Below are 23331 nucleotides of genomic sequence, written 5' to 3'. Positions count from 1 at the left end.
AGACTGAGCAGCTTTTGACAAACTACTCAGTCTGTATTTAAATCTATTAATCAGGACAGGTTTGTGTGGTGATACAATGCCAAGCCATAGAAGAGTCTCCTTCTTTCAAGGTGTAGATCTTCATACATTTGTTGGTGGTATCATATACCATCATCCCTTCTACGAAGTTGGCAGGAGCGATTCCCACAGGATTTCCTGCGCTGAATGCTACTCTGTTTGGTACAAAACCTTTGGTTTTAGCTTCTAGTGCTAGCCATCCACCTTTACGGGTCATAGGCCAGTTGTCACTGTCTGTCGCTCCGGCTCTGTTAAGAGAAGTAATACCTACTTTGGTGTCTAATGCTGTTCCCGCTGTTATGCCTGGTTTGTAGCAGGCAGTTTGACAGCCGTTAATCGCTATATTCTGCGAACTTCCAATGCCTTGTCCTGCTCCTGCGATGGTTGGAATACCATTTGCGCCTACACAAGTAATGCCTCCACATAAATTTTTAATTAATGCGGTTGAACCAAAACCAACTGTAACCGTACCACCAGCGGGTACTAGATCACCTACTACAAAATTTGCGCTTCCTTCTAATGCATCTAAACATCCATCGTTATCTGAATCTAAGTCTAAATGATTCGGGATGCCATCTCCATCAGTATCTTTACTCGTACAAGCTGATTGTTGAACCACAAAAGCCCAGATATTAGCAAAAAGCTTATCATTATTTGAAGTAATAGCATTACCATTTGTCACACCTCCGATTGTAGTCAAAATATCAACATCAGCAATCATTAGATCATTGTAATTTCCGTCAAGAGAGATTACAGGATTATTATTTTGATCTGTCGCTAATGCACCAGTATTACAAGGAGATACTATGTTTGTGAAATACCCCTGATAAGACCCTCCTTGATTAAATGAGGTAATATTCCCAAAAGGACCATTAAAAATAGGGGTTTGACTTCCGTATGGTGTAGGAATGTCTGGGTTTACATTTCCCGCAACTGTAGTTGCTCCCCATGGCTTAGTTTGTACTTGTGTTGAAACGACAAAATTATTCGACGATTCAGCTGACCAGTCTTTGATTGCATCAAACTCAGATGCTGATAGATAAGAAGTTACCACATTATCAATTCCTCCAAGAAATATAGCATTCAAATTCAGGGAGTTGATAATGTTTTTAGTAATTGGTGCAGTTCCCATATTTACCAAAACAATAGTAGCCTTCACAGTTCCAGCAGGTCCAAAATTAGCCGGATTAGTTAACTTCAATGCTCCAGAGTTATTCATATACTGCCCATCAAAAGTATATCCACTGTCAGCAGAAGCGGTAGCTCTTGAATCTGGGATATATCCTATTCTAATGGTTTGTCCTGTAAGTTCACAACTTCTTTCATTTACATCAAGAATCCCATCATTATCATCATCAAGATCGCACGCATCTATCACCCCATCTCCGTCTGTATCAATCCAATAAGTGGCAAATGTAATATATTTACCATCTGCGATATTTTGGTTATAGATATACTTTCCGGAATTATTAGACAAAGGGTTTATTGCTTGTACATTAGTTGTAAAATTAGCATCATCCGCTACTAACATTACTACATTACCGTCTGTGGCTGGTAAAGCAAGATTATAAGCAGAAAGATTTGCTTCAAAGAATAAAGAACCTGCATCAGATTTTTTCTCTTGTGCCATCCAAGCTCTCTGAATTCTCTTATAGGTATTTCCTGCAACCGTAATGTCAACAAGAGGTGTTACCGTCACATTGTTATCTCCCAATAGGAAATATGTTTTATCGTTGGCAAATCCTGTACGTGCTACATCCTGGTTTGGATTGACGAAATCATTGGTAGTTGCCACGGTAAGTATTGTTCCGGTATTCACACTTTTAGATACTTTCTGTTCGAAAACCTCAATATCATCTCTTGATACCCCGAAGATATTATTGTTGTAAGTGATGTTTGATGCACCATTCCAAACTATAGTTCCGTCAGTATCTAAATAATGCTCTGTATCTACTCGTCCCATAGTAATTCCATACTTGATAGCAAGGTAAGAATCTACTCTTCTACGTTCGGTAGTTGTCAAATTACCAGCACCGTAGATGATGGTCTCTCCGAGATTACCAATAAAACCTCCGTTATCACTTCCGCTGCCAGTCCAACGAGTATCACCAAATATATGACCTCCTAAGGCTAATCCTACAGCAGTATAGTTAGCTGTAGTTCCATTAGCTGCCCCATTCAACCCTCTGGCTAATGTGGTATTAGTAAAGGTATTATACATGATGCTTGGAATTGTTGTAGAGAAATTAACTGCGGAATTTACGAATTGTGTTCCTCCACCTACAACTCTTCTTTCTATGTTGGTACCGGCAGGAGTAAAGCCCGTGTAATCCCAATTTGAAATAGTGGTGTTTACATTATCCATACCTATACTCAAGAAATGAGGAGTTGGACTTCCTGAGGATGTCATTCCTTCTTTAGTAACTGTAAATATGTCATTACTGGTATTTGTAACTGTTTGTGTAGTTATATTACCTAATGTCTGATTAATAGCTGTAAAGTTAATTCCCGGGTTAAAATTGAAGTAACTTGATGTACCTACAGCATACTTAGGAAGCGCATTGGTTACTCTTTGTGAAACTGTAGTTCCGTTCCACATATCCGTCCATCCAGTCACATCTGTTGTAGCTCCAGTGTTGGTGGCGTTCTTGTCGGCTCTGTACCAGTAAGATAGGTTAGAGGCAACACCTCCAGGAGCGTTTCCGAATCCTGCAAAAGTGAAGAATTGTCCATTTCCTAACGTTACATTTACCGTATTATATACCACACCATTTACAGTGACTTCTGTAGTCATTGGTGTAAAAGTATCTGTTGCATCAAAACCTGAATCTGGTGACTGCACTAAGTACAAGTTTTTCACACTTTTCGGCCATGCTACGGTAACAGTTCCTACATTATTCGTGTTTTGAACTTTCCAGATTGATTCAAAACGATAGTTTGCAATGCCGTTAGAACCGGCAGTATAACTCAAAGGAGTTGTTAGACTTTGTCTTAAGCCATTATCACCTGTCATCAAGAACTGTAGGTCACTGATGACGTTTGTGCTATTGGTAGCATTGCTGTTTGCAAATCCGGTAGTGGAAATTACTAGTTTCTGTCCGCTGTTTACACTTCCTGCCTGCTTCTGGTGCAATGCTGTGAAATCATCCTTAGCAATACCGAAGATATTATTATTGTATCCGGTATTAATGGTTCTGTCCCATACCACAGTGCTGATTGTAGAAAGATAGTTTTCATTTAATGTAACTCCATTCTTTACAGCCAGATAAGAATTAACTCTTGATTGCTCGTTGGCAGTCAGTGTACGGTTATACCAAGCAACCTCCATGATATCACCAGGGAAAGGAGCTCCAGCATCCCAACCGGCCTCACCTATTCTAAGGTTTCTACCATAAATTTGGAATCGGTTAGTTGCAGCGAAACCTGAAAAAGATTCATAAGAGCCATTAAGACCCAATCTTTTTTCTCCTCCTGCGATAGCTGAAGTTCCACCGTTGGCAACCGTATTATTGGCTAATGCTGAAAATATATTAGACTGCCCTACATTGAAATCTACAGAAAAATCTGAAGAAGTTGTTGATGCGAAAAATTCATATTGTCTTGGTCTTCCGCTAGCAATAGAAAATGCTGGTTCAGCTGCATATGTTGCATCATCATCGATACCTACAATACGTCCTGTTCCGTTAACAGTAGTAGGTCTTACTGCTGAGAAAACGGAGGTGTTGGTGTTAGGTAATTCTACATTACCCAGCGGATTCATTACCGAAGAAGAATTATAAAAGAATTTACTACCAGTATAACCAGAGGTATAAGGATGGAAGTTATGGTTTCTATCCGCTGGAGATAAAGCAATTCCACCTACATTCGGAATGTCGTCTGCATTGATAGAATTATCTTTCCATGCTGTGCTAATCGTTCCTGCATCGTCAGATTTCACCCAGAAATCAGGACCAGTAACTCCTCCAGGAGCTTGTGCAAAACCTGCAAATGTGAAGAATTGCCCGTTTCCTAATGTTACAGTAGCAGTATTATACACTACACCATTTACAGTCACTTCTGTGGTCATTGGTGTGAAAGTGTCGGTTCCATCGAAAGCAGCATCTAGAGATTGTACTAAATACAAGTTTGTCACACCTTTTGGCCACGCAACGATTACATTTCCTACGGTGTTTGTATTTTGTACTTTCCAGATCGATTCAAAACGGGTGTTGGTAACTCCGTTAGAACCAGCAGTGTAACTCAATGGAATACTAAGGCTTTGCTTCAAGCCATTATCACCTGTCATCAAGAACTGTAGGTCACTGACAACGTTTGTGCTATTGGCAGCGTTGCTGTTTGCAAATCCAGTAGTAGAAATTACTAGTTTCTGTCCGCTGTTTACACTTCCTGCTTGTTTCTGGTGCAATGCTGTGAAATCATCCTTGGCAATACCGAAAATATTATTATTATAACCGGCATTGTTTGTTCTGTCCCATACCACACCACTATTTGTAGAAAGGTAGTTTTCATTTAATGTAACACCATTCTTTACAGCCAGATAAGAATTAACTCTTGATTGCTCATTCGCAGTCAATATACGGTTGTACCATGCAACCTCCATAATATCACCTGGAAAAGGACCACCTGCATCCCAACCTGACTGACCTATTCTTAGATTGGTACCGTAAATTTGGAATCTATTAGCTGCAGAGAAACCCGAAAAAGATTCATACGTACCATTAAGACCCAATCTTTTTTCTCCTCCTGCGATAGATGAAGTTCCACCGTTGGCAACCGTATTATTGGCTAATGCTGAAAATATATTAGACTGCCCTACATTGAAATCTACAGAAAAATCTGAAGAAGTTGTTGATGCGAAAAATTCATATTGTCTTGGTCTTCCGCTAGCAATAGAAAATCCGGGCTCGGCTGCATTCGTATCATCATCGATACCTACAATACGGCCTGTTCCGTTAACAGTAGTAGGTCTTACTGCTGAGAAAACAGAAGTGTTGGTGTTAGCTAATTCTACATTACCCAGCGGATTCATTACCGAAGAAGAATTATAGAAGAATTTACTACCAGTATAACCAGAGGTATAAGGATGGAAGTTATGGTTTCTATCGGCTGGCGATAATGTAATTCCACCCACATTCGGAATGTTATCTGCATTGATAGAATTATCTTTCCATGCTGTGCTAATCGTTCCTGCATCGTCAGATTTCACCCAGAAATCAGGGCCTGTAACCCCTCCCGGAGCTTGTGCAAAACCTGCAAACGTGAAGAATTGCCCGTTTCCTAATGTTACAGTAGCAGTATTATACACTACACCATTTACAGTCACTTCTGTGGTCATTGGTGTGAAAGTGTCGGTTCCATCGAAAGCAGCATCTAGAGATTGTACTAAATACAAGTTTGTCACACCTTTTGGCCACGCAACGATTACATTTCCTACGGTGTTTGTATTTTGTACTTTCCAGATCGATTCAAAACGGGTGTTGGTAACTCCGTTAGAACCAGCAGTGTAACTCAATGGAATACTAAGGCTTTGCTTTAAACCATTATCTCCTGTAAGAAGAAATTGGCTCTCAACTAAGCTATTCGTATTGGCTGCATTGGTATTTGCCAATGAGTTTCCTGCCCCTATGATTAATTTCTGATTCGCATTAACACTTCTTGACTGCTTTTGATACATCACTGAAATGTTATCTCTTGCAATACCAAAAACATTGTTATAGTAGCTATTGTTAGCAGTTCCATCCCAAACTACGGCACCTGTAGAGCTCAAATAATTTCTGTTCTGTTCTTTACTTAATGTTTTTCCGTATTTGATGGCAAGGTAAGATTCTACTCTGTTTACTTCTGGATCAGATAGTTTATAATCAAAAACAATCATTTCGTTTTGCTGGAAAGCTACTGATGTTTCTGCTCCTCCAGCCATCAATGCATTTCGACCTGCTGCAGTATTTACATTTGAGATACCTGTGTTGTAGGTTTGATGGAAACCATCTAATGTGATGTTTACAGCATTATTTCCTGCAGCTCCGGCACCATTCTGCCATGTACCTCCGCCAATGTAAGGACCATTGATAGTATAGGTACTCACAGGGTCATAGTCTAAAATTACCGGATAGAATAAAAATTTATTCCCTGTGAAATTATATAAGCCCGGATCATCCATTGTGTTTCCGGCTCCTGATGTTCCAAAGCCAAAAAAGGCTGTGGTACCCGTGGTATTACCCGCAGAAAACAATGCTCCGGTACTTCTGTCTATGATATTTCCCAGTGTATTTCCGTCATACTGCAACCATTTACTAGATGTTGTATAGTTTACAGTAGGGTTGAAGTTTACCAATGTTGTGGTACTTGAAAACTGTGGACGGAGTGTAGTGGTAGCTTGCGCCAAAGTAAAAGGTCTACCGTTGAATTCTTTCCATTGCTGAATCGTTGCATTGTCTGCAGCTGGAGTAGTACCTGCATCTGAGAACAAGGTTAAAGGTGCATCTGCACGATACCAAGCCGCAGAAAACACTCCACCCGGAGCTGCATCTGCAACATTCACTACCGTGTCATCTGAGGTGGTACAAACACCTGTTGCCACTGTCCATCTAAAGGTATAATTACCTACAGTGTTAAGCCCTGTCACATTACTGTTGGGAGATGTCGGGGAAACGATAACCGGATCCGGAGCTCCCGCAGGTTTTGATACTAAAGTCCATGTACCGGTAGCAACTCCTGTGTTGTTACCTTGTAAGGTAGCGATGCTTCCCACAATACTTTGATCAGATCCTGCATTTGAATTCACCGTAGTGGTTACAAATATAGAAAAGGTATCTTCTCTGGATGTTCCGGAGCAGGCATATTCTTTATCTAAGAACGCTCCTATAGAACTATTTACAGGGTTTGATTTTATGGTGAAAACATACTCTCCGGGCGTCGTAAGATTTCCGATTTGGGTAGAAGATAACGTGAACAATCTTAAAGATCTTGCCGGAATGGTAGGTGTTCCTGATCCTGCAGGCTTAGAAACCACTGTAAAGTCATATTGTGCATCAAAATCTTGTAAGTAGCTGGTGTTGACAGCACCCTTGTAAACGGCTGGCAGAGGAACGGTAGCTGTTACGGCTCCACTTCCCGGATAACATACTGCGATATCGTTTACTGTTACATTAGGTCGAAGTCCATCCGATATGTGAATGTAATATACCTGGCTTATTGGGTTACAGGTTCCGTTATTTGTACCAACTGTAAATTTGTAAGTTCCCACACGCCATCCACCTGTGGGAGGAGTTACGGTAAAACTTCTGTTTGCAGAGGTGCCTGAACCGCTTACCGCAGAAAGGCCGGGAGCCGTTCCTGGAGGTGGGGTGCCAGAGTTAGTTACTGTATTGGTAATCGTTACAGGGTCAGATGGATTTATAGAAAACGAAACGGTAATGGGTGTTGTCTGAGCTGCCAAGTTACAGTGAACTTCTCCTCCCGATGCACCGGAATTATAAACCATCATCTGGTCGGGCTCTGAAGCCACCAAAAATGAGACATTGCCTGGAGGGATGCCGCTGTACACATACGTTATCGTAGGTGTAGTATAGTTTCCTGCTCCATTGTTTACCGTTATTGTAAAGGTATATGTTCCTACTGCAGTCACTCCATTGAAATATACACTATTGTCATATATTCTAGAAAACGAGATATTAGCTCCCGCAGGCTGAGTGATAGGGTTTACTGTTACTGTAGTTCCAAATCCTGGAGCACCAGAAGATCCTGTAGTCCCGGTATTGAAAATTGGAGAACCGGAAACTGGAGCACCTGTTTGTAAAAGGATGAAATGACTACCACCACTTGCAACACATTTGGTCGTTGATGCTGGAAGTACAATTTGTGGATTGGGGATAAAGCGTACGATTGCCGTATCTTCATAGTAACAGTCTGGGTTTAGTGTAGACGTTATTCTTAAAGTCACCACATATGCAGGATCAATTTCGTGAATCACTTTGTTGATCAGGCTAAAAGTAGTAGATGCAGTAGTTGTAGAACTAAACTGCGAATTTGTATTGGTCTTAATGCTGCTTCTTTCCCATGTGTAAATATTATAAGCACTCCATTGTGCAGTATATCCTGCCGGAATGACACCATTTAGGGTTACTGTACCCACACTAGCATTAACATTGGTAATGTCTGGGCCTGCTGTAAATGTATTTACATCGCCGGGAGCCGTAACGGTCACTTGTGAAGTGGCCGGTGGTCCTGTGGTGCAGGGTTGAGTAATCTGGAATACATAGTTTCCGGGGAAAGTCATTCCGGTAACATTGGGTGTCAAAGTGTTTACGCCTGTGATCACAGGGTCTGGCGCACCGGAGGGTTTTGACACCAGAGTCCATGTTGGGCTTCCGGAACTGTTTGCTCCTGCGGTACCCTGCAGTGTAGATGCGGTACCACAAATCGTCACACTTCCACCCGCATTCACAGTACACTGCGAGTAGATGAGACTTCCTGTTAAAAACAGGATCATTAGTAATAAATTCTTCATAGATTCATAATTTTATGTTTAATAGTTTTTCACTTGTTGAATGTTACTATTCGATAGTAATTATCTTCTGAATTCACGGCCTGCTGCCGTACGAATTCAGTTTTGATTTGTTCGTCGTGTTTTTTTATTAAATGAGAAAAGAGCGAGATTTGCCCGAATGAGTTTTAATTCAAAAAAACTTAGAAACAATGATTAATTATTGTCTCGGTCAGGCTAGGTAAATGGAGGAGGCCTTGTAAAGCTATAACGATCTGTAATCTCCTTTATGAAAGGGATTGAATATTTGAATAAAGAATTATTGTAAAATGATAGAGGTATTATTTTAAAATCAAAGAAAGTATCATGTACAATAGATTTTAAAGTATTGTTTACCGTAATTGTTCCAACACTCGTAGTGTGTTTGCTTACATTGAAAGAATTGTCCGATGGATGGTTTAATACTAATATTTTGGTTTCAGGCTTTTTAGATTTGTTTTCAAGCTGAACATTCTTTTTTGTAAGTTCAATTGCTTTTCCTTTGCCTGCTCGTTTTTTTTGCTTTCTAAGCTTGGATGATGATGAAGTTGCAGGGGTTTTTGAAGTAAGATCTGAACCATAGATCGTAGTTCCTTCCGCAACATGAATTACTGTCTCCGGTGTTTGAGCAACTGAAACAGTAGAAAAATCTACAACCGACTCTGAGGCAGTCGTTTCCGAATGAGCAAAAACAGAATTTGACGTAAGAATAAGTAAGAATGAAAAAAAGAAACCCAATTTCCACATGGTACCTTGCGGTCTCATGTTTTTGAAAATTGAGTTCTTGTTCTTTTTCATCATCAGAGTCTTATTTTGTTGTATGTTTTTAGTGTAATAAGGTAGAGGGGATGTTCTTATTAAAACTGAAACAATATTACATAGTTGTCTCCCATGAAAAAAAAGAATGATCTCAGATATTCCGAAATCATTCTATGAATAATTGTTATTTTACAAAATAAAACTATTGATTTTCAAGTATATATGGATTGAAGGGTAAATTCGTGACAAAACTAAAAACCGCTTGAAACAGCGGTTTTTAGTTGACAATATTAGCTGGTTTCTTACCGGAATAAGATGATTTAATGAGCAATTCTGCTGTGTAAATTGAAAATTGTATAAAAGCGGGTTGTTTTTTTTAAGTCATGCTCAAAGATATACGTGTGAGTATTTGGTTTTTAAAATTCATATAAATAACTAAACCATCGTACTGCTACCTTGAAACCTAATTAAAGATTGTCCTCATTAAGATTTTGAATAAAATAAGAAGGGGTAACTCCGTTTATTTTTTTGAAAGCTAATACAAAAACCTGCGATGAAGCATATCCGCAAACCTCTGCCAGATAGCTTATTTTGTAACCTCGATATTTAGGTTCGTTATACAGCTTGTGAACGATGTGGTTAATCTTTAAATTATTGATGTAGTCGCTGAAACTTAAAGATTTGTTGTTCTTAATGATTTCGGAAAGATATTTAGAGTTGGTTTTTAGCTGACTGGCAAGCAAGCTGACGGTAAGGTCTTTTCTAAGAAATTTCTCTGATTTTTCAAAGCTTTGCAGGCTTTTAAGAATTCTTGCTTCGGTTTGGCTTGAAATTACATTTTTACTAAGAGAATGAGATTGTTCATCATCAATTTCAGTTTCTGAAGAGGTCTCTATTTCTTCATTATAGCCATTTGGATTTAATGATTGAGTAGACTGTTCGTTCTTTAGCCTGTCGATCATCTGCTCATAGTTTTTGCGGAGAATTTTATTTCTTCTTCTCCAATAGATGATGATAGCTGTGGCAGCAAAAAGAGCTATTATCCCGGTTATAATCCATTGTTTTTTGGTGTTTTCTTTGTGCTGATGATCTACTTCTGCTACCATCTTTTTCATGGTTGAATTACTTGCTTGTATTTCTTTGTAATTAATACTATCAAATAATTTTGAATATTTATTTTGATAAAACTTAGAATTTTCAGTATCACCGTTTTCAAGATAGGCTTCTAAAAGTGCTTTATAAGATTGAAGTCTTGTATAAGGATTGCTGTGCTGTTTCTCATTTTCAAGAGCCTTTTTTCCATAATCAATTGCTTCCTGAGGTTCTTTTTTTGAGTGTGTAATCTACTCAAAGCAGAATAAGCACGTGCTTTGTTTGCAGGATCTAGCTGAACTTTAGGGTCTTCGTAAATTTTTAAAGCTTCATGTAGATATTTTTCTGCTAATTGTAAACGTTCTTTAGATTTACTGTGATCAAGATAAAGGTTTCCGATTTGCATATTGCCATCTGCAATGAGGTCATGCTTTTCGTTAATAGAAACTACATCATTATTGTTGCTAATCATTTTGGCCATTTCAAGGCCTTTCTTAAAATTGCTAAACATCGAGTCTATCAGCGTGGGTTCTTCCTTTATTTTGTTGAGATAGTAAATATTAAGATTGTTGTAGGCAAAAGCTGATAATTTGCTTTTTTTATCATTATTTTCAACGTCTTTTACAAGTTCAATTGCTTTTTTAAAGTCTTTCAGACTCGCATCAGATAAGCCTAAATAGCCGAGGGTAAGCGCACTGCGTCTGTAAATACTTGATATGTGACCGTAAGTGTCTTTCTTGTTTTTAGCAGTTTTCTTGAGTTCAGTAGCAAGTTCAGCGGCTTTTTTGTCGTTTTCTATTCCTACGTACAGTCCCATCAAATAGTCCCCGCTTCTCAAAACACCGTCATCATATCCTAGTTTCTGTGATTGTGATTTTAATTGAAGCAAAGGTGCTTCGTATTTAGGGTCGATAAAAGATTTTGTCTTTTGGTGAATCTCCTCTAATTGCTTATCAATTGCTTTTGCTTCAGGTGTTTTTCCGACAGGTTCTGTTTTTTGAGAAAACAATGCTTGAGACACTGCGAAAATAAATAATAGGTAAAGAAATCTTTTCATAAAGGTATTCTTAAATGGTTATTAAATTGAGCTAAAGTACAAAATAGTTAATAAGTGGTATGTGGCAGATTTATTATTTAATCATTAATAGCACATTCTGTAGACCTAACTTTGAGTTTTTGATAAAATAAATTTATTATGTGAAAGAATTTCAGAAATATATAGGTTTGAAATTGCTAAATAGATGGGTGGTTAAATTGTGTGTTTTACAAATTAGCTATATTGTTAATCAAATGCTTAGCTTAAAATAGGTTAGCATAATATCAGAATAGATTCAATGTTTTTTTCAAAAGGCAAATATCATAATCCTAATTTTGGGATATAAAATTCGTTTTTGTGAATTTTTAACCAAAAAACAAAGATTAACCATGAACCAAAATCTATTGATTCACAGACGGTTTTTTTTCCAATCTAAGAGAAAATCATCAGTCATCAATTTTTATGCGCTTAAAAATATTCTGATATTTCTGACTTTATTTTACTCATCTTGTGCCAATGCTCAGCAACTTACGTTGAGAGAAATTTCAGCAGCTTTTGAAAGACAATATTTGAAAGATTTAAAAAAAAATGTATACTTAAAATGTGTAGATTATTATTCAGATTTGAGTGAAAGAGATGTGTTATTTCAAAGACAAATTCTAAAAGCTTCTGTTTTTATAGCCAGTAATAATACAAATATTAACATCACTGCTGTCTTTATTTATTCAATTGTTTTGATTCTGATTATTGCAGCATTCTTATTTTATCACAGAAAGAAATACCTATTACAGCAAAACAACTATGATCATTTTACTTCTACTCTAAAAATACAAAACAATGATTTTAATTTGGATGATGCTTCGGAAACCCATACAAAATATTCAACTACGATTTCAGAAGAAACATCCAATGCAATTCTTAAGAAGATCATTAAGTTTGAGAATTCTGAGAAATTCCTCAGAAAAGACATTAATCTTACCTGGCTCTCAAGTCATTTAAATACCAATACGAAGTATTTGTCCGAAGTTATAAAAGTCCACAGAGATAAAAACTTCAATAGCTATATCAATGGGCTTAGGATAAGTTATATTACTAAAAAACTGTATGAAGATTCTGTCTATAGAGAGTATAAAATCAGCTATCTTTCGGAAGAGTGTGGTTATGCCTCACCGCAGGTTTTTGTAATCGCTTTTAAAAAGGAAACAGACGTTACGCCGTCTTGTTTTATTGAACGATTGAAGAGCGGAATTAAAGATGGAACTGAGACTTTTTATGAAATTAATGGTAACGTTTAATAGTTTGTCAAATACCTGCTTCAAAATATTGTACCTAAAGATAATTTAATAAAGGTTTTTAAATGGATCTGTTTGAATTCATAATAATTAAAACAGATTTTTCCAGCTTATAATAAGAATCGGACTGAGGATATTTAAAATAAAAAGCCAAGGTAAAACATATTTACCTTGGCTTTTTAATTATAATCTCATCGAGGTTTTTGTTCGATTGAGTAAGAAATATTATTTCTTTTTCTTTTTTGCAGGAACATTCTTGATTTTAGATGCGCCTGTGTCAGCCGGAGTATTTTCATCTCTTACCAATTTCAACTCATCTACAATTCTTCTTGCACCAGCATATTTGTCGATCGTCCAAAGAACAAAACGGATGTCTACACTGATTGTTTTCTGCCATTTGTCTTCAAAAACAATATCTCCGCTTAATGCTTCGCTGTTTCCGTCGAATGCAATACCAATAAGGTTTCCGTCACCATCGATTACCGGAGAACCAGAGTTACCACCTGTAATATCATTGTTTGACAAGAAGTTCACGGGAAGGTAACCTGCTTTATCAGCATATTGACCGTAATCTTTAGCATTTTGAAGCGCAATAACTCTCTGTGGAAGATCAAATTCTTCGTCACCAGCTTTGTATTTACCCACTAAACCTTCCATTGTTGTATAGTAGTTATCAGTAACTCCAAAGTAGTTTCTGTCGTCTCTGATTGGCAATGTATCAATTTGTCCGTAAGTTAATCTCATTGTAGAGTTAGCATCCGGATAGAATTTTTTCTCAGGCATTGCTTTCATTAAACCAGCTAAGAAAAGACGGTTGTTTTTAGCAAAGTTATCATCAATTTTCACAAATCTTTCGTTAGAAATTCTTTGATCATCAGCGACACCTTTTGCGATTTTCAATAGTGGATCTGCGTCTAATTTCAAACGATCCGGGTTCAGAACAAAATTCGTTACAGAAGTTTTGTTGGCAAATATTGAAGAATATGCAACATTTGATAATGTATTAGCATCAAGTGCCATAATCGTCTGTGATGCAACATCGGCTTTTACCTTCGTTTTGTAAAGGTTGACCAAAGAGTTTAGCATTTCGCCTTCCAACTCAGTATTTAGGTTATCATAAGCATCTTTAATAGCTGCTTCAACTTTAGGCTTCATTGCCAATCTTCCTGCCATATCTTGTTTTGCATAAGCATCTAAAGTAGGTGCCATCTGGTAAGCAAGAGCGATATATTTAGCATTTCTTGTTAAAAGAGAAGCATAATTTCTTTCTACGTTTCTGTCTGTAACTTGTTTGTAGTAAGTAGCGATTTGGTCTAAAACGCCATCGTACATTTCATTACCCGGCTGTACACACCATTCTCTGAAGGTTTTTTCGATGTTCTGTTTGTCAGAAATAGTTCCGTTTTTGATAACGGCATCGATGGTTCCTTGTCTATTTTTCCAATAGTTGGCTACAGAAGCATATTGAGAAGCATAACCCAACTGAGTTGTTTTATCTTTATCCATGTACTTCTTCATGACATCCATTGCCATTTTTGAAGTTTCTACCCAAGCCGGATAGTCTTTAGAAACCATTTGGTTGATTCCGTAAGAAGTCAAATAACGGTTTGTTCTTCCGGGATAACCTAAGATCATTGAGAAATCTCCAGGCTTAATTCCTTTAAGAGAAACCGGTAAAAAATGCTTAGGCTTCAAAGGAACGTTGGTTGGCTTAAATTCTGAAGGATTTCCCGCAGCATCAGCATACACTCTGAAAACTGTAAAATCTCCTGTGTGTCTTGGCCATTCCCAGTTGTCTGTATCTCCACCATATTTCCCGATTGCAGATGGCGGTGCACCTACTAATCTGATATCTTTATAATCCTGATAAACGAAGAAATAAAATTCGTTTCCGTTGAAGAAATCTCTTACTACAACAGTGTATTTTCCGTTTTCAGAATTTTCTGTCTGAATTGCTTTTGTTTCAGCATCGATTACAGCTTTTCTTTCAGCTGCAGTCATGTTGTTGTTTAATTTTGAATTGATTCTCTGCGTAGCATCATCCATTCTTACCAAAAATCTTACATAAAGATCTTTAGAATTGAATTCTTCTTTCTGGTTCATTGCCCAGAAACCATTCTTCAAATAATCTTTTGATGGAGTAGAAGCTGCAGCAACTGCACCGTAACCACAGTGGTGATTGGTAAAAATCAACCCTTTGTCTGAAACGATTTCTCCTGTACAAAAACCTCCGAAGCTTACAATAGCATCTTTAAGGCTTGAATTGTTGACAGAGTAAATCTCTTCCGGAGTAAGATGCAGACCTTCTTTCTGCATATCTACACCGTTAAGTCTTTTAACGAGCATCAATAACCACATTCCCTCGTCTGCTCTCATTTGAGCAAAACCAAGTAAGAAAGTGAATAGTAAAAATATTCTTTTCATTTTATAAAATAATTTATTTGGGGCTAATTTACTAATTTTTACGATAACCTATCCGTAATTGGTACGAAAATGGGTGGGAGAGTGGTATGAAAAACATTTTATCGTTTGTTTTTGCCTTTTTTATTTTAAATTTAGTTTTAAATTGTTCCGCTGCAAAGTCAAATAACCCGCATTACCAAAGAGAATGGATGTTGGTTTCATTTGATCAGTTTCCCAAACAGGAGTTGATTGAAAATAAGGCTGGAATTAATTTGACAGGTGAAAAAATAAATACTGAAGTCAAAGGAAGTGCCACAATGGGATGCAATAAGATTTTTTTCACAACTGAATTTAAAAATAACGGAAAGCTGAAAATCTCAAATCTCGGAAGTACCGAGATGGCTTGTCAGAATATGAATCTTGAAAATACATTTATAAAGAAATTCGGAAATATGATCCATTATAAAATTGAAGGACATCGATTAACGCTTTCTGATAAAAATGGAAATGAGATGAAATTTATCGCCGCTGATTGGGATTAAATTTTAAAAAAAATAAAGAAGTCCACATGAATGCGGACTTCTTTTGATATAAATGGTTACTAGTCTAGTTTTTTGGAATCGTTTTTTTGATTTCCGCTAAGGTTGCCGTTTTTGGTAAACCTTGAGCTTTAGAATTATTTGTAGAAACTTTTGCCTTGCGAGTATTTTGTCTGCCTGGGATTGATGCTAAAATCTCTTCAAAACTTGCAGTATTAGGTAATAATTTCCCTTGATTGTTGCTTTGGTTTTGAACTTTTTCACCTTGTTCTTTTACTTCAAGACCTTGTTCTGATGCTAAAGTGGTTTGCTCGTCTTTTTTGGGAGAAGTAAGTTCGCTTTCTTTTTGCATTTTCTGCTCGAATGCTTTTGCTTCTTTTAGAACTTTTTCCTGATCCTGAGGTTCTACGGATTTATTTTCTTGTGCATAAAATGTTACGCTTAAGAATAAAAAAGGAATGATATATAATGATTTCATGGTAGTTTTTATTTGATGTTAACTAATACTTTTATTTTCCCGATTGAGTTTTGGTCATAATCCTGAAGGGCTTTTCCGATGACCTGTCCTATTCTTACTTTTTTAGGATTGGCTTTCATGGCAACTCCGGATTTTGACGAGGTCACCAAAAGATCACCTCTTTTTATTTTTCCTCCTTCGAGACAAACTTTAGTAGGAATTACCCCTACAACCCCATCGGTACTTTGCCAATTAACTCGGAATCAATGTTTTCTTCTGTTAAAAGAACCCCTGGTTTTGTAGCATAAACCCCGGCAACCAGAGTAGAATATGGTTTTGAAGATTTTTCTACAGTTCTGTCTGTATCTGTTGAAATTACTAGAATATCTCCCGGCTCATAATCTGACGTATTTCCTTCTACATCGAATGCTTCTGCTAAATCGGCACCACTGTTTTGGGTTCCTCCGTTGAAAAATCCTTTTCCGGTTTTATCAATACGGGCTACATTGGCTGAATTGTTTTGGTAGGTGGCAATATTTCCTGACGGACCTTGATGGTTGATTAGTAATGTCGAACCGGTACCTGTTGTTGTAACGTGAACTACTGGCTGGCCGTTTGCGTTATTGAAGTTTCTGAAATATCCTGCTTTACCTGTTCCGAAATTCGGAATCCATCCATAAATAGCTGAACCAGTACCATCTGCTGTGGCTTCTACACCGTCTCCGCTTCCGCCTGCATTAGCGGTGATTCCGTTTCCGTTTCCTTCAGTTAAAGCTAATAAAGCGGGGCCATTTCCGGTGGCGTTTGAGGCATAAAATAAACCTCCGAATCCGCCTGTACCAGATGAAAGACCATAAACACCTGCTGTACCAAAATTGGCGAATTGAGATGTCACTTCACCTTTTACGGCTGGGGATGTTCCTGTTGTTCTGTCGACTTTAAAGTTTCCGGCGATACCGTTACCAACTGTTTTTACAGATATAACATCGCTTTCATTTTCATCATTGAAAATTTCAAATCTACCTGCACGTCCTTCCGAAAAAGTAGGTACCCAGGCATAAAGTGCATTTCCTGTTCCGTCTACATTAGCTTCTATTGCATTTCCGTTTTTTCCGGCATTTGCTGTAATAGCATTTCCATTTCCGTCAGTTATTGCTATCATTGCGGCTCCATTTCCGTTGATATTTGAAGCATGGAAAAGCCCTCCGAATCCTCCTGTTCCGGATGATACTCCAAAAATGCCTGCTGCACCAAAGTTTCCGAAGATGGTTTTTACTTCGCCTCTTACTGCTGCACTTACACTGTTTGTGTTACTGGCAAGAAAAGATGAAACGTTACCTTGAGTATTGTCTGGGATATTTCCGGTGCTGTTAGATTCTACTTCGAAAGTGTTTCTGTCATTTGTTGCGAGGAAATTTTGAAATCTTCCTGCCCGGCCTTTGCTTCCGCTGATGCCGACTCTTCCATATACTCCAATACCGTTCCCTGTTGTATTTGTTGCTACAAAACCGTGTACTCCGTAACCTCCGCCGTCATTTCTACCGACCACAGCTCCGGCAATATCGCTTGTGTTTCTACCTACTACAGCTTCACCGGCGCCATTGTTATCGGCAATAACTCCTGCAGAACTCTGTGCACTCGTGATACCATGAATGGCGAATCCGGTTCCTGTGCTACTCATAACGCCTGCTCCTGAACCAGAAGATGAGACATTGATGACGGTTCCGTTTCCTACGGTATTTGCGGTAAGAACCGTATTTGCATTTGCATTATTTGAAATTGAAATGTTGGCAGCGGGACCATTTGTACTTGTAGCATTAAGTCCCGTTCCTGTATTGCTGTTGGCATAAACTCCATAACCTGCACCTGATGAATTTCCGTAGACCCCAAGCCCGCTCGGAGTAACACCGTAAACACCCCATCCGCTTCCGTTTTGGCTTCCCCAAACACCGACACCTAATCCTCCTGTACCATTATTTATTCCTCTTACACCTGAAGAAAAACCTCCAGGAGTAACATTAGTAACAGTTCCTCGAACAGCCACTATACTTGACGTTGTAGTGTTGTTGTTTCCTTCAAGAGAAGTTCCGTCGCCATCGTTTGTTATTGAGAAAAGATTACTGGCATTGTTTACTGTCGCAGTATAGGGTAAGGTAAGACTTCCCCTCCGGAACTACCGGAAGTCTTTGCATACATTGCATAAGGTACACTTAGTAATTGACTTGTTCCCGCAATTGTGTAGGTCGTTCCGCCTGTAGGGTCGGTTTCTGTTTTTAAATAATAATTGCCAGACGGCCAGTTGATGGTTGCAAAAGTTCCTGAAAGTACAGTTCCTGTTCCTATTTCCATGCTGATTAATCCGTTGACATTGGTCGTTCCGGTCAGTCTTTCAGAATAAACTACTGTTCCTGCAGGTGAACCTTGTAAAATGCTTACTTTCACTCCGATGCTCTGATTAACTAGCAATTGACCGGTTGTGTTTCTCATTACGGCCTGATAACTCATTTTTTCCGGAGCTTGGGCTGATACTAAATGACAGCCTAGTAAAATTCCGACTGTTAGTAAAATTCTTTTCATGGTGGTTATTTTTTAATGATTTTGAATGTTTTAATGTTTTTCCCGTTTTGATTTATTCGAATGATGTACATCGCAGAAGGGAGGTCTGAAAAATTGAGTTCTGATTTTGATTCTTTGATCTTGCCCTGTTTCACAAGTTTACCTGAAGAATCAAATAATTGATAGTCAGAATTTCGGTAGTCGTTTGTACTAAAATCCAGAAAAATAAAGTCTTTAAAAGGATTCGGATACAATAAAATGTCTTTTTTGTCTGAGCCCGCAGTTTCTGTGGTAGAAAGGGTAGTAATTTCGTAGGCTTGTTGTACACCTTCCATGATTAAACTATTTGTTCCTTTGTTGGTGTAATCAATCTGCCCTACGCTGTAAGAAGCTGAGCCGTTACTTCCTGTTGCATTTGATCCCGTTGCGAGAACTGCTTTTTGTGCATTGATGGGCAGAACTGTGCAGAGGGTCAAAAAGAAGCCGTAGATAAAAGTTCTTTTCATGTTTAATATTAATTTGGGGTTAATAATTAGTTTTAATGTTATCTTCTGTAAATGAATTTTTTACGGTGTAAAGGTAAGTGCAGGTGATAGAGCTAAAACAGAGGAAAAGAACTAGAATTGAAAAGGGGAAAACACCATATTTGAATACTCCGCTTGCATTTATTAATTAAAAATGTTATCTTGTAAATCTTATAAATTATACAGAATTTAATGTTAGAAAAGAAACAACATAATTACGAAAGGGCAGTTTTGGTGGGCGTTGTCACACAGAATCAAGATGCTGATAAGTTACAGGAATATATGGATGAGCTGGAGTTTTTAGCTCTAACGGCAGGCGCTACGGTAGACAGACGCTTTACTCAGAATTTAACTCAGCCAGACCCCAAAACTTTTGTAGGGAGCGGAAAAGCTCAGGAAATAAAGGAATATGTAAAAGAAAATGAGATAGGAACCATCATTTTTGATGATGAATTGTCACCTTCTCAGCTTAAAAATCTTGAAAAAGAAATTGAAGTAAAAATCCTCGACAGAACTAATCTTATCCTTGATATTTTTGCCCAAAGAGCCCAGACTTCTTATGCAAGAACGCAGGTAGAATTGGCGCAATACCAATATTTACTGCCTAGATTAAGCAAAATGTGGTCTCACTTAGATAAGCAAAAAGGGGGAATTGGGATGCGTGGTCCCGGTGAAACGGAGATTGAAACGGATAGAAGGATCATCCGTGACAGAATCTCATTGTTGAAAGATAAACTGAAGGTCATTGACAAACAAATGGCTACCCAGCGTACCAACCGTGGTAAGGTTGTTCGTGCGGCTTTGGTAGGTTATACCAACGTAGGAAAGTCTACGTTGATGAATGCTATTTCTAAATCTGATGTTTTTGCGGAAAATAAACTTTTTGCAACATTGGATACGACGGTAAGAAAGGTAGTAATTGGAAATTTACCTTTCCTTTTGACGGATACAGTAGGTTTCATCAGAAAATTGCCGACTCAGTTGGTAGAGTCGTTTAAATCTACTTTGGATGAGGTAAGAGAAGCTGACTTGTTGATTCATGTGGTTGATATTTCTCACGAAAGTTTTGAAGATCATATCGAATCTGTAAATCAGATTTTAATGGAAATCAATGCGCATCAAAAACCGATGATCATGGTTTTCAACAAAATTGATGATTTCAGTTATGAGAAAAAAGACGAAGACGATCTTACACCGGGTTCAAACAAAAATGTTTCTTTGGAAGAATGGAAAAGAACGTGGATGAATAAATCTAAACATCCTGCAGTTTTCATTTCCGCTTTGACGAAAGAAAATTTCCCTGAAATGAAAAAATTGATTTACGATGAGATTATGACGATTCATATTTCAAGATTCCCGTACAACGATTTTCTTTTCGAATATTTTGATAACGACGAAGACGAAGCATCAGAAAAAGAAGATTAATGAATTACAGAATCTTATTCTTTCTCCTTATTCTTCCGTTTTTTGGGTTTAGCCAAAAGGCAAAATTCGATATGAAGAGTATTGAGAAGAATCTCAGTAATCCCAATTCGCCTTACAATTACGAAAAGCTTATTTTTAAATTTAAAGGGCTTCCAAAATCACTCGACAGTATAGAAGCACAACATCTGTACTACGGGAGAAATTTCAGAAAAGATAAAGTTTCTCAAGTGGGAGACGAGTTCAAAGGTTTAGCGGAAGCTTTTAAAAGCGGTAATTTTGAAGAATGCATCAGACTTGGGAAAATTCTTTATGCAAAAGATCCTACCAATCTCGATGTCATTCTCATTCTGCTTCGTTCTTATGACCAGAAGAAAGATGTAAGCAATTTTTCGCATCATATTTCACAGTTAAGGCTTCTTACCGATGCTATTAAAAGTTCCGGAGACGGAAAATCAGAGAAAACCGCATTTAAAGTGAACAGCGTTGGGGATGAATATATCTTTCTTAATGTGATGAATATTGATCAGGATTACACACGGGGGTCCAAAACTTTGCAAGATGGCGTGGTTGACGTTTGGGAAAAAGGAGACATCAAAATTTATATCAAAGTACTTTATTTAGACTTAATTTTTTAAAACAAATTCATTGGAATTATATTATTCATTTTCAGCGCTCATCGTACTGGCATCCATTTTTGCATATATCAACTACAGATTTTTGAAACTTCCGAGCACCATCGGGATTATGGTTATTGCCATTGTGGTATCTATCATTTTGGTTTTATTTGGTAAAGATTTCCTTCCAAAAACATTCGGTCATCTGAATGATTTGATGAACAGTATCGACTTTACTGAAGTTTTGATGGGAGCGATGCTGAATTTTCTTCTTTTCGCCGGAGGAATTCATATTAATATTAATGATTTAAAAGAACAGTTCCGGCCTGTCCTCATATTTTCTACGGCAGGTGTCATCATTTCAACCTTTATCGTAGGTTTTGGAATGTTCTATTTGTTGCCTTTGGTTGGTTTAAAAATTCCTTTCATTTACTGTCTGGTGTTTGGAGCATTGATTTCTCCTACAGATCCGGTTGCGGTTTTAAGTGTTTTAAAACAAGCTAATATTTCAAAATCATTAGAAACAAAAATTGCTGGGGAATCATTATTTAACGATGGTATGGCAGTTGTAGTTTTTACAGTAGTGTTGCAACTTGCAATAGGAAGTGAGGTAGATTTGGGAATAGAAAATATTACGATTTTATTAATGAAAGAAGCTGGTGGCGGACTGCTCTTAGGTGTTCTTTTAGGTTGGATAACTTCAAGGTTAATGCGTGAAGTCGATGATTATATTATTTCAGTTTTGGTGACATTGGCTGTTGTAATGGGCGGTTATCTTGTAGCAAGACAGATGCATGTTTCCGGACCGTTGACGATGGTTGCTGCCGGATTATTCATGGGGAATTTTAATGTTAAATTTAAAATGAAATCGGTCACTCAGGATTATTTGATTAAATTCTGGGAACTTATTGATGAAATTCTGAATGCCGTTCTGTTCCTTTTCATCGGGTTTGAATTGTTGATGATTAAAAATTTAAACCATTATGTAATTCCTGGATTATTGGCAATTGTGGTAGTTTTGGTGGCAAGGTTTATTTCAATTTGGGGACCTACAAAATTTATGTCTTTCAGAACGAGGTTTAGTCCGCAGACGATAAAAGTCTTATTTTGGGGAGGTATTCGTGGCGGTGTTTCCATTGCTTTGGCTATGTCTATCCCGAAAAATGAGTACAGCAATGCTATTTTAAGTATCACTTACTGTGTGGTTGTGTTTTCTATTATTGTTCAGGGACTTACGATTGCAAAAGTTGCCAATCCAAAAAGGATTGCTGATGAAGAAAAAGAGTTAGAAAGTATAGCTTTAGAAGAAAGTCATTAATCGATTGTTAATCAATGAGTACAATGCTTAAAGAGATCAAAGAATCACTGGCTGTTTTATCCATTCCGGAGAAAGCAGCTTTTTTTCCTAAATTTTTTAAGACAGGAAAAGGAGAATATGGCGAAGGAGATTTATTTTTAGGTGTAACAGTTCCAGATCAACGGTCTGTCGCCAAAGAATTTTATTCAAAAATTAGTTTAAAAGAATTAAGCGAATTGCTTTCTTCACCTTATCACGAGCATCGACTCACAGCCCTGCTGATGCTGATTTCTAAATTTGAAAAAACAAAAGACCAGGCTGTAAAAGATGAGGTTGTTAAATTTTATCTCAGTCATCTTCCGCATATCAATAATTGGGATCTGGTGGACACGAGCTGTTATAAGGTTTTAGGTCGATATGCGTTTGAAAATCAGAAAGAAAACCTTTTAAAAGAGCTTTCAAAATCTGACCAAATGTGGCATAAAAGAATTGCCGTTGTAGGAACGATGTATTATGTGAAAAAAGGTTCTTTTGAATTAACTAAAGAATTTGTAACTCAAAATTTACATCATCCACACGACTTAATGCACAAAGCCAACGGATGGCTTTTACGGGAGATGGGCAACAAAAATGAAGCGGAACTCATAGATTATCTAAACAAATATTACAAAGAAATGCCAAGAACCTGCCTCAGATATGCCATAGAAAAGTTGGATGAAGAGGTAAGGCAAGATTATTTGAAAGGCAGAATTTAAA

Annotated in this window: 16 protein-coding genes; 6 read left to right on the top strand and 10 right to left on the bottom strand. The window is 37.6% G+C overall.

Annotated elements, in window-relative coordinates; genetic code table 11:
* Nucleotides 1–46 precede the first annotated feature (46 nt).
* The 4 genes from EAG08_RS10505 to EAG08_RS10490 form a co-directional block, all read right to left on the bottom strand.
* Complete coding sequence (locus EAG08_RS10505) at nucleotides 47–8566, bottom strand: beta strand repeat-containing protein (protein ID WP_129535391.1); 8520 nt, start codon at nucleotides 8564–8566, stop codon at nucleotides 47–49.
* Between the two features lie 213 nt (nucleotides 8567–8779).
* On the bottom strand, nucleotides 8780–9382 hold the full coding sequence (locus EAG08_RS10500) for a hypothetical protein (RefSeq protein ID WP_129535390.1): 603 nt from the start codon (nucleotides 9380–9382) through the stop codon (nucleotides 8780–8782).
* A 425-nt stretch (nucleotides 9383–9807) separates the two neighbouring features.
* Nucleotides 9808–10455, bottom strand: a complete 648-nt coding sequence (locus EAG08_RS10495; RefSeq protein WP_129535389.1) for a helix-turn-helix domain-containing protein — start codon at nucleotides 10453–10455, stop codon at nucleotides 9808–9810.
* Nucleotides 10456–10565: 110 nt separating this feature from the next.
* Nucleotides 10566–11489: a hypothetical protein gene (locus EAG08_RS10490; protein ID WP_129535388.1), complete on the bottom strand. Its 924-nt coding sequence runs from the start codon at nucleotides 11487–11489 to the stop codon at nucleotides 10566–10568.
* A 368-nt stretch (nucleotides 11490–11857) separates the two neighbouring features.
* On the opposite strand from EAG08_RS10490, the gene EAG08_RS10485 reads away from it, so the two are divergent.
* Nucleotides 11858–12763 carry a helix-turn-helix domain-containing protein gene (locus EAG08_RS10485; protein WP_129535387.1) on the top strand — a complete coding sequence of 302 codons (906 nt, stop codon included), beginning with the start codon at nucleotides 11858–11860 and terminating at the stop codon, nucleotides 12761–12763.
* A gap of 222 nt (nucleotides 12764–12985) precedes the next feature.
* Here EAG08_RS10485 and EAG08_RS10480 read toward each other — a convergent pair whose 3' ends face one another.
* Nucleotides 12986–15184, bottom strand: coding sequence for a S46 family peptidase (locus EAG08_RS10480; RefSeq protein ID WP_129535386.1), 2199 nt, complete (start codon nucleotides 15182–15184; stop codon nucleotides 12986–12988).
* 188 nt (nucleotides 15185–15372) lie between these two features.
* Here EAG08_RS10480 and EAG08_RS10475 point away from each other — a divergent pair, with 188 nt between their 5' ends.
* Complete coding sequence (locus EAG08_RS10475) at nucleotides 15373–15705, top strand: META domain-containing protein (RefSeq protein ID WP_262696725.1); 333 nt, start codon at nucleotides 15373–15375, stop codon at nucleotides 15703–15705.
* A 64-nt stretch (nucleotides 15706–15769) separates the two neighbouring features.
* Here the strand turns inward: EAG08_RS10475 and EAG08_RS10470 are convergent, their stop codons facing one another.
* The 5 genes from EAG08_RS10470 to EAG08_RS10460 all read right to left on the bottom strand — a co-directional run bounded on the left by EAG08_RS10470 (nucleotide 15770) and on the right by EAG08_RS10460 (nucleotide 19221).
* Complete coding sequence (locus EAG08_RS10470; protein WP_129535384.1) at nucleotides 15770–16180, bottom strand: hypothetical protein; 411 nt, start codon at nucleotides 16178–16180, stop codon at nucleotides 15770–15772.
* Nucleotides 16181–16188: 8 nt separating this feature from the next.
* Nucleotides 16189–16326, bottom strand: coding sequence for a hypothetical protein (locus tag EAG08_RS22050; RefSeq protein ID WP_228446498.1), 138 nt, complete (start codon nucleotides 16324–16326; stop codon nucleotides 16189–16191).
* A gap of 59 nt (nucleotides 16327–16385) precedes the next feature.
* On the bottom strand, nucleotides 16386–18203 hold the full coding sequence (locus tag EAG08_RS10465; protein WP_228446497.1) for a beta strand repeat-containing protein: 1818 nt from the start codon (nucleotides 18201–18203) through the stop codon (nucleotides 16386–16388).
* Nucleotides 18204–18289: 86 nt separating this feature from the next.
* Entirely contained in the window at nucleotides 18290–18736 is a 447-nt protein-coding gene (locus EAG08_RS22045; RefSeq protein ID WP_228446495.1) for a hypothetical protein, read from the bottom strand.
* Nucleotides 18737–18741: 5 nt separating this feature from the next.
* On the bottom strand, nucleotides 18742–19221 hold the full coding sequence (locus EAG08_RS10460; protein WP_129535383.1) for a T9SS type A sorting domain-containing protein: 480 nt from the start codon (nucleotides 19219–19221) through the stop codon (nucleotides 18742–18744).
* 210 nt (nucleotides 19222–19431) lie between these two features.
* Between EAG08_RS10460 and hflX the strand changes: the two genes are divergently transcribed.
* The 4 genes from hflX to EAG08_RS10440 are packed head-to-tail and all read left to right on the top strand — an operon-like array spanning nucleotide 19432 to nucleotide 23330.
* Nucleotides 19432–20664 (top strand): GTPase HflX, encoded by a 1233-nt coding sequence (gene hflX, locus EAG08_RS10455; protein WP_129535382.1) that lies wholly within the window; start codon nucleotides 19432–19434, stop codon nucleotides 20662–20664.
* Nucleotides 20664–21299 carry a DUF4919 domain-containing protein gene (locus EAG08_RS10450; protein WP_129535381.1) on the top strand — a complete coding sequence of 212 codons (636 nt, stop codon included), beginning with the start codon at nucleotides 20664–20666 and terminating at the stop codon, nucleotides 21297–21299. The genes hflX and EAG08_RS10450 overlap by 1 nt, the downstream gene beginning before the upstream one ends.
* Before the next feature lie 10 nt (nucleotides 21300–21309).
* Nucleotides 21310–22596 carry a cation:proton antiporter gene (locus EAG08_RS10445; protein ID WP_129535380.1) on the top strand — a complete coding sequence of 429 codons (1287 nt, stop codon included), beginning with the start codon at nucleotides 21310–21312 and terminating at the stop codon, nucleotides 22594–22596.
* Nucleotides 22597–22619: 23 nt separating this feature from the next.
* Nucleotides 22620–23330, top strand: a complete 711-nt coding sequence (locus EAG08_RS10440; protein ID WP_228446494.1) for a DNA alkylation repair protein — start codon at nucleotides 22620–22622, stop codon at nucleotides 23328–23330.
* The last annotated feature ends 1 nt before the right edge of the window (nucleotide 23331 follow it).

Source organism: Chryseobacterium sp. 3008163 (genome assembly GCF_003669035.1).
Lineage (GTDB): Bacteria > Bacteroidota > Bacteroidia > Flavobacteriales > Weeksellaceae > Chryseobacterium.
Note: the sequence above shows the minus strand (reverse complement) of the source record. Positions and strands in the feature narration are given on the sequence as shown.

What these genes read in the sequence shown, in the direction of transcription:
- EAG08_RS10500 (WP_129535390.1), bottom strand. Translation starts at nt 9,382, where the DNA reads ATGATGAAAAAGAACAAGAACTCAATTTTCAAAAACATGAGACCGCAA.
- EAG08_RS10480 (WP_129535386.1), bottom strand. Translation starts at nt 15,184, where the DNA reads ATGAAAAGAATATTTTTACTATTCACTTTCTTACTTGGTTTTGCTCAA.
- EAG08_RS10495 (WP_129535389.1), bottom strand. Translation starts at nt 10,455, where the DNA reads ATGAAAAAGATGGTAGCAGAAGTAGATCATCAGCACAAAGAAAACACC.
- hflX (WP_129535382.1), top strand. Translation starts at nt 19,432, where the DNA reads ATGTTAGAAAAGAAACAACATAATTACGAAAGGGCAGTTTTGGTGGGC.
- EAG08_RS10485 (WP_129535387.1), top strand. Translation starts at nt 11,858, where the DNA reads ATGAACCAAAATCTATTGATTCACAGACGGTTTTTTTTCCAATCTAAG.
- EAG08_RS10440 (WP_228446494.1), top strand. Translation starts at nt 22,620, where the DNA reads ATGCTTAAAGAGATCAAAGAATCACTGGCTGTTTTATCCATTCCGGAG.
- EAG08_RS10470 (WP_129535384.1), bottom strand. Translation starts at nt 16,180, where the DNA reads ATGAAATCATTATATATCATTCCTTTTTTATTCTTAAGCGTAACATTT.
- EAG08_RS10490 (WP_129535388.1), bottom strand. Translation starts at nt 11,489, where the DNA reads ATGAAAAGATTTCTTTACCTATTATTTATTTTCGCAGTGTCTCAAGCA.
- EAG08_RS10450 (WP_129535381.1), top strand. Translation starts at nt 20,664, where the DNA reads ATGAATTACAGAATCTTATTCTTTCTCCTTATTCTTCCGTTTTTTGGG.
- EAG08_RS10475 (WP_262696725.1), top strand. Translation starts at nt 15,373, where the DNA reads ATGTTGGTTTCATTTGATCAGTTTCCCAAACAGGAGTTGATTGAAAAT.
- EAG08_RS22045 (WP_228446495.1), bottom strand. Translation starts at nt 18,736, where the DNA reads ATGAAAAGAATTTTACTAACAGTCGGAATTTTACTAGGCTGTCATTTA.
- EAG08_RS10505 (WP_129535391.1), bottom strand. Translation starts at nt 8,566, where the DNA reads ATGAAGAATTTATTACTAATGATCCTGTTTTTAACAGGAAGTCTCATC.
- EAG08_RS10460 (WP_129535383.1), bottom strand. Translation starts at nt 19,221, where the DNA reads ATGAAAAGAACTTTTATCTACGGCTTCTTTTTGACCCTCTGCACAGTT.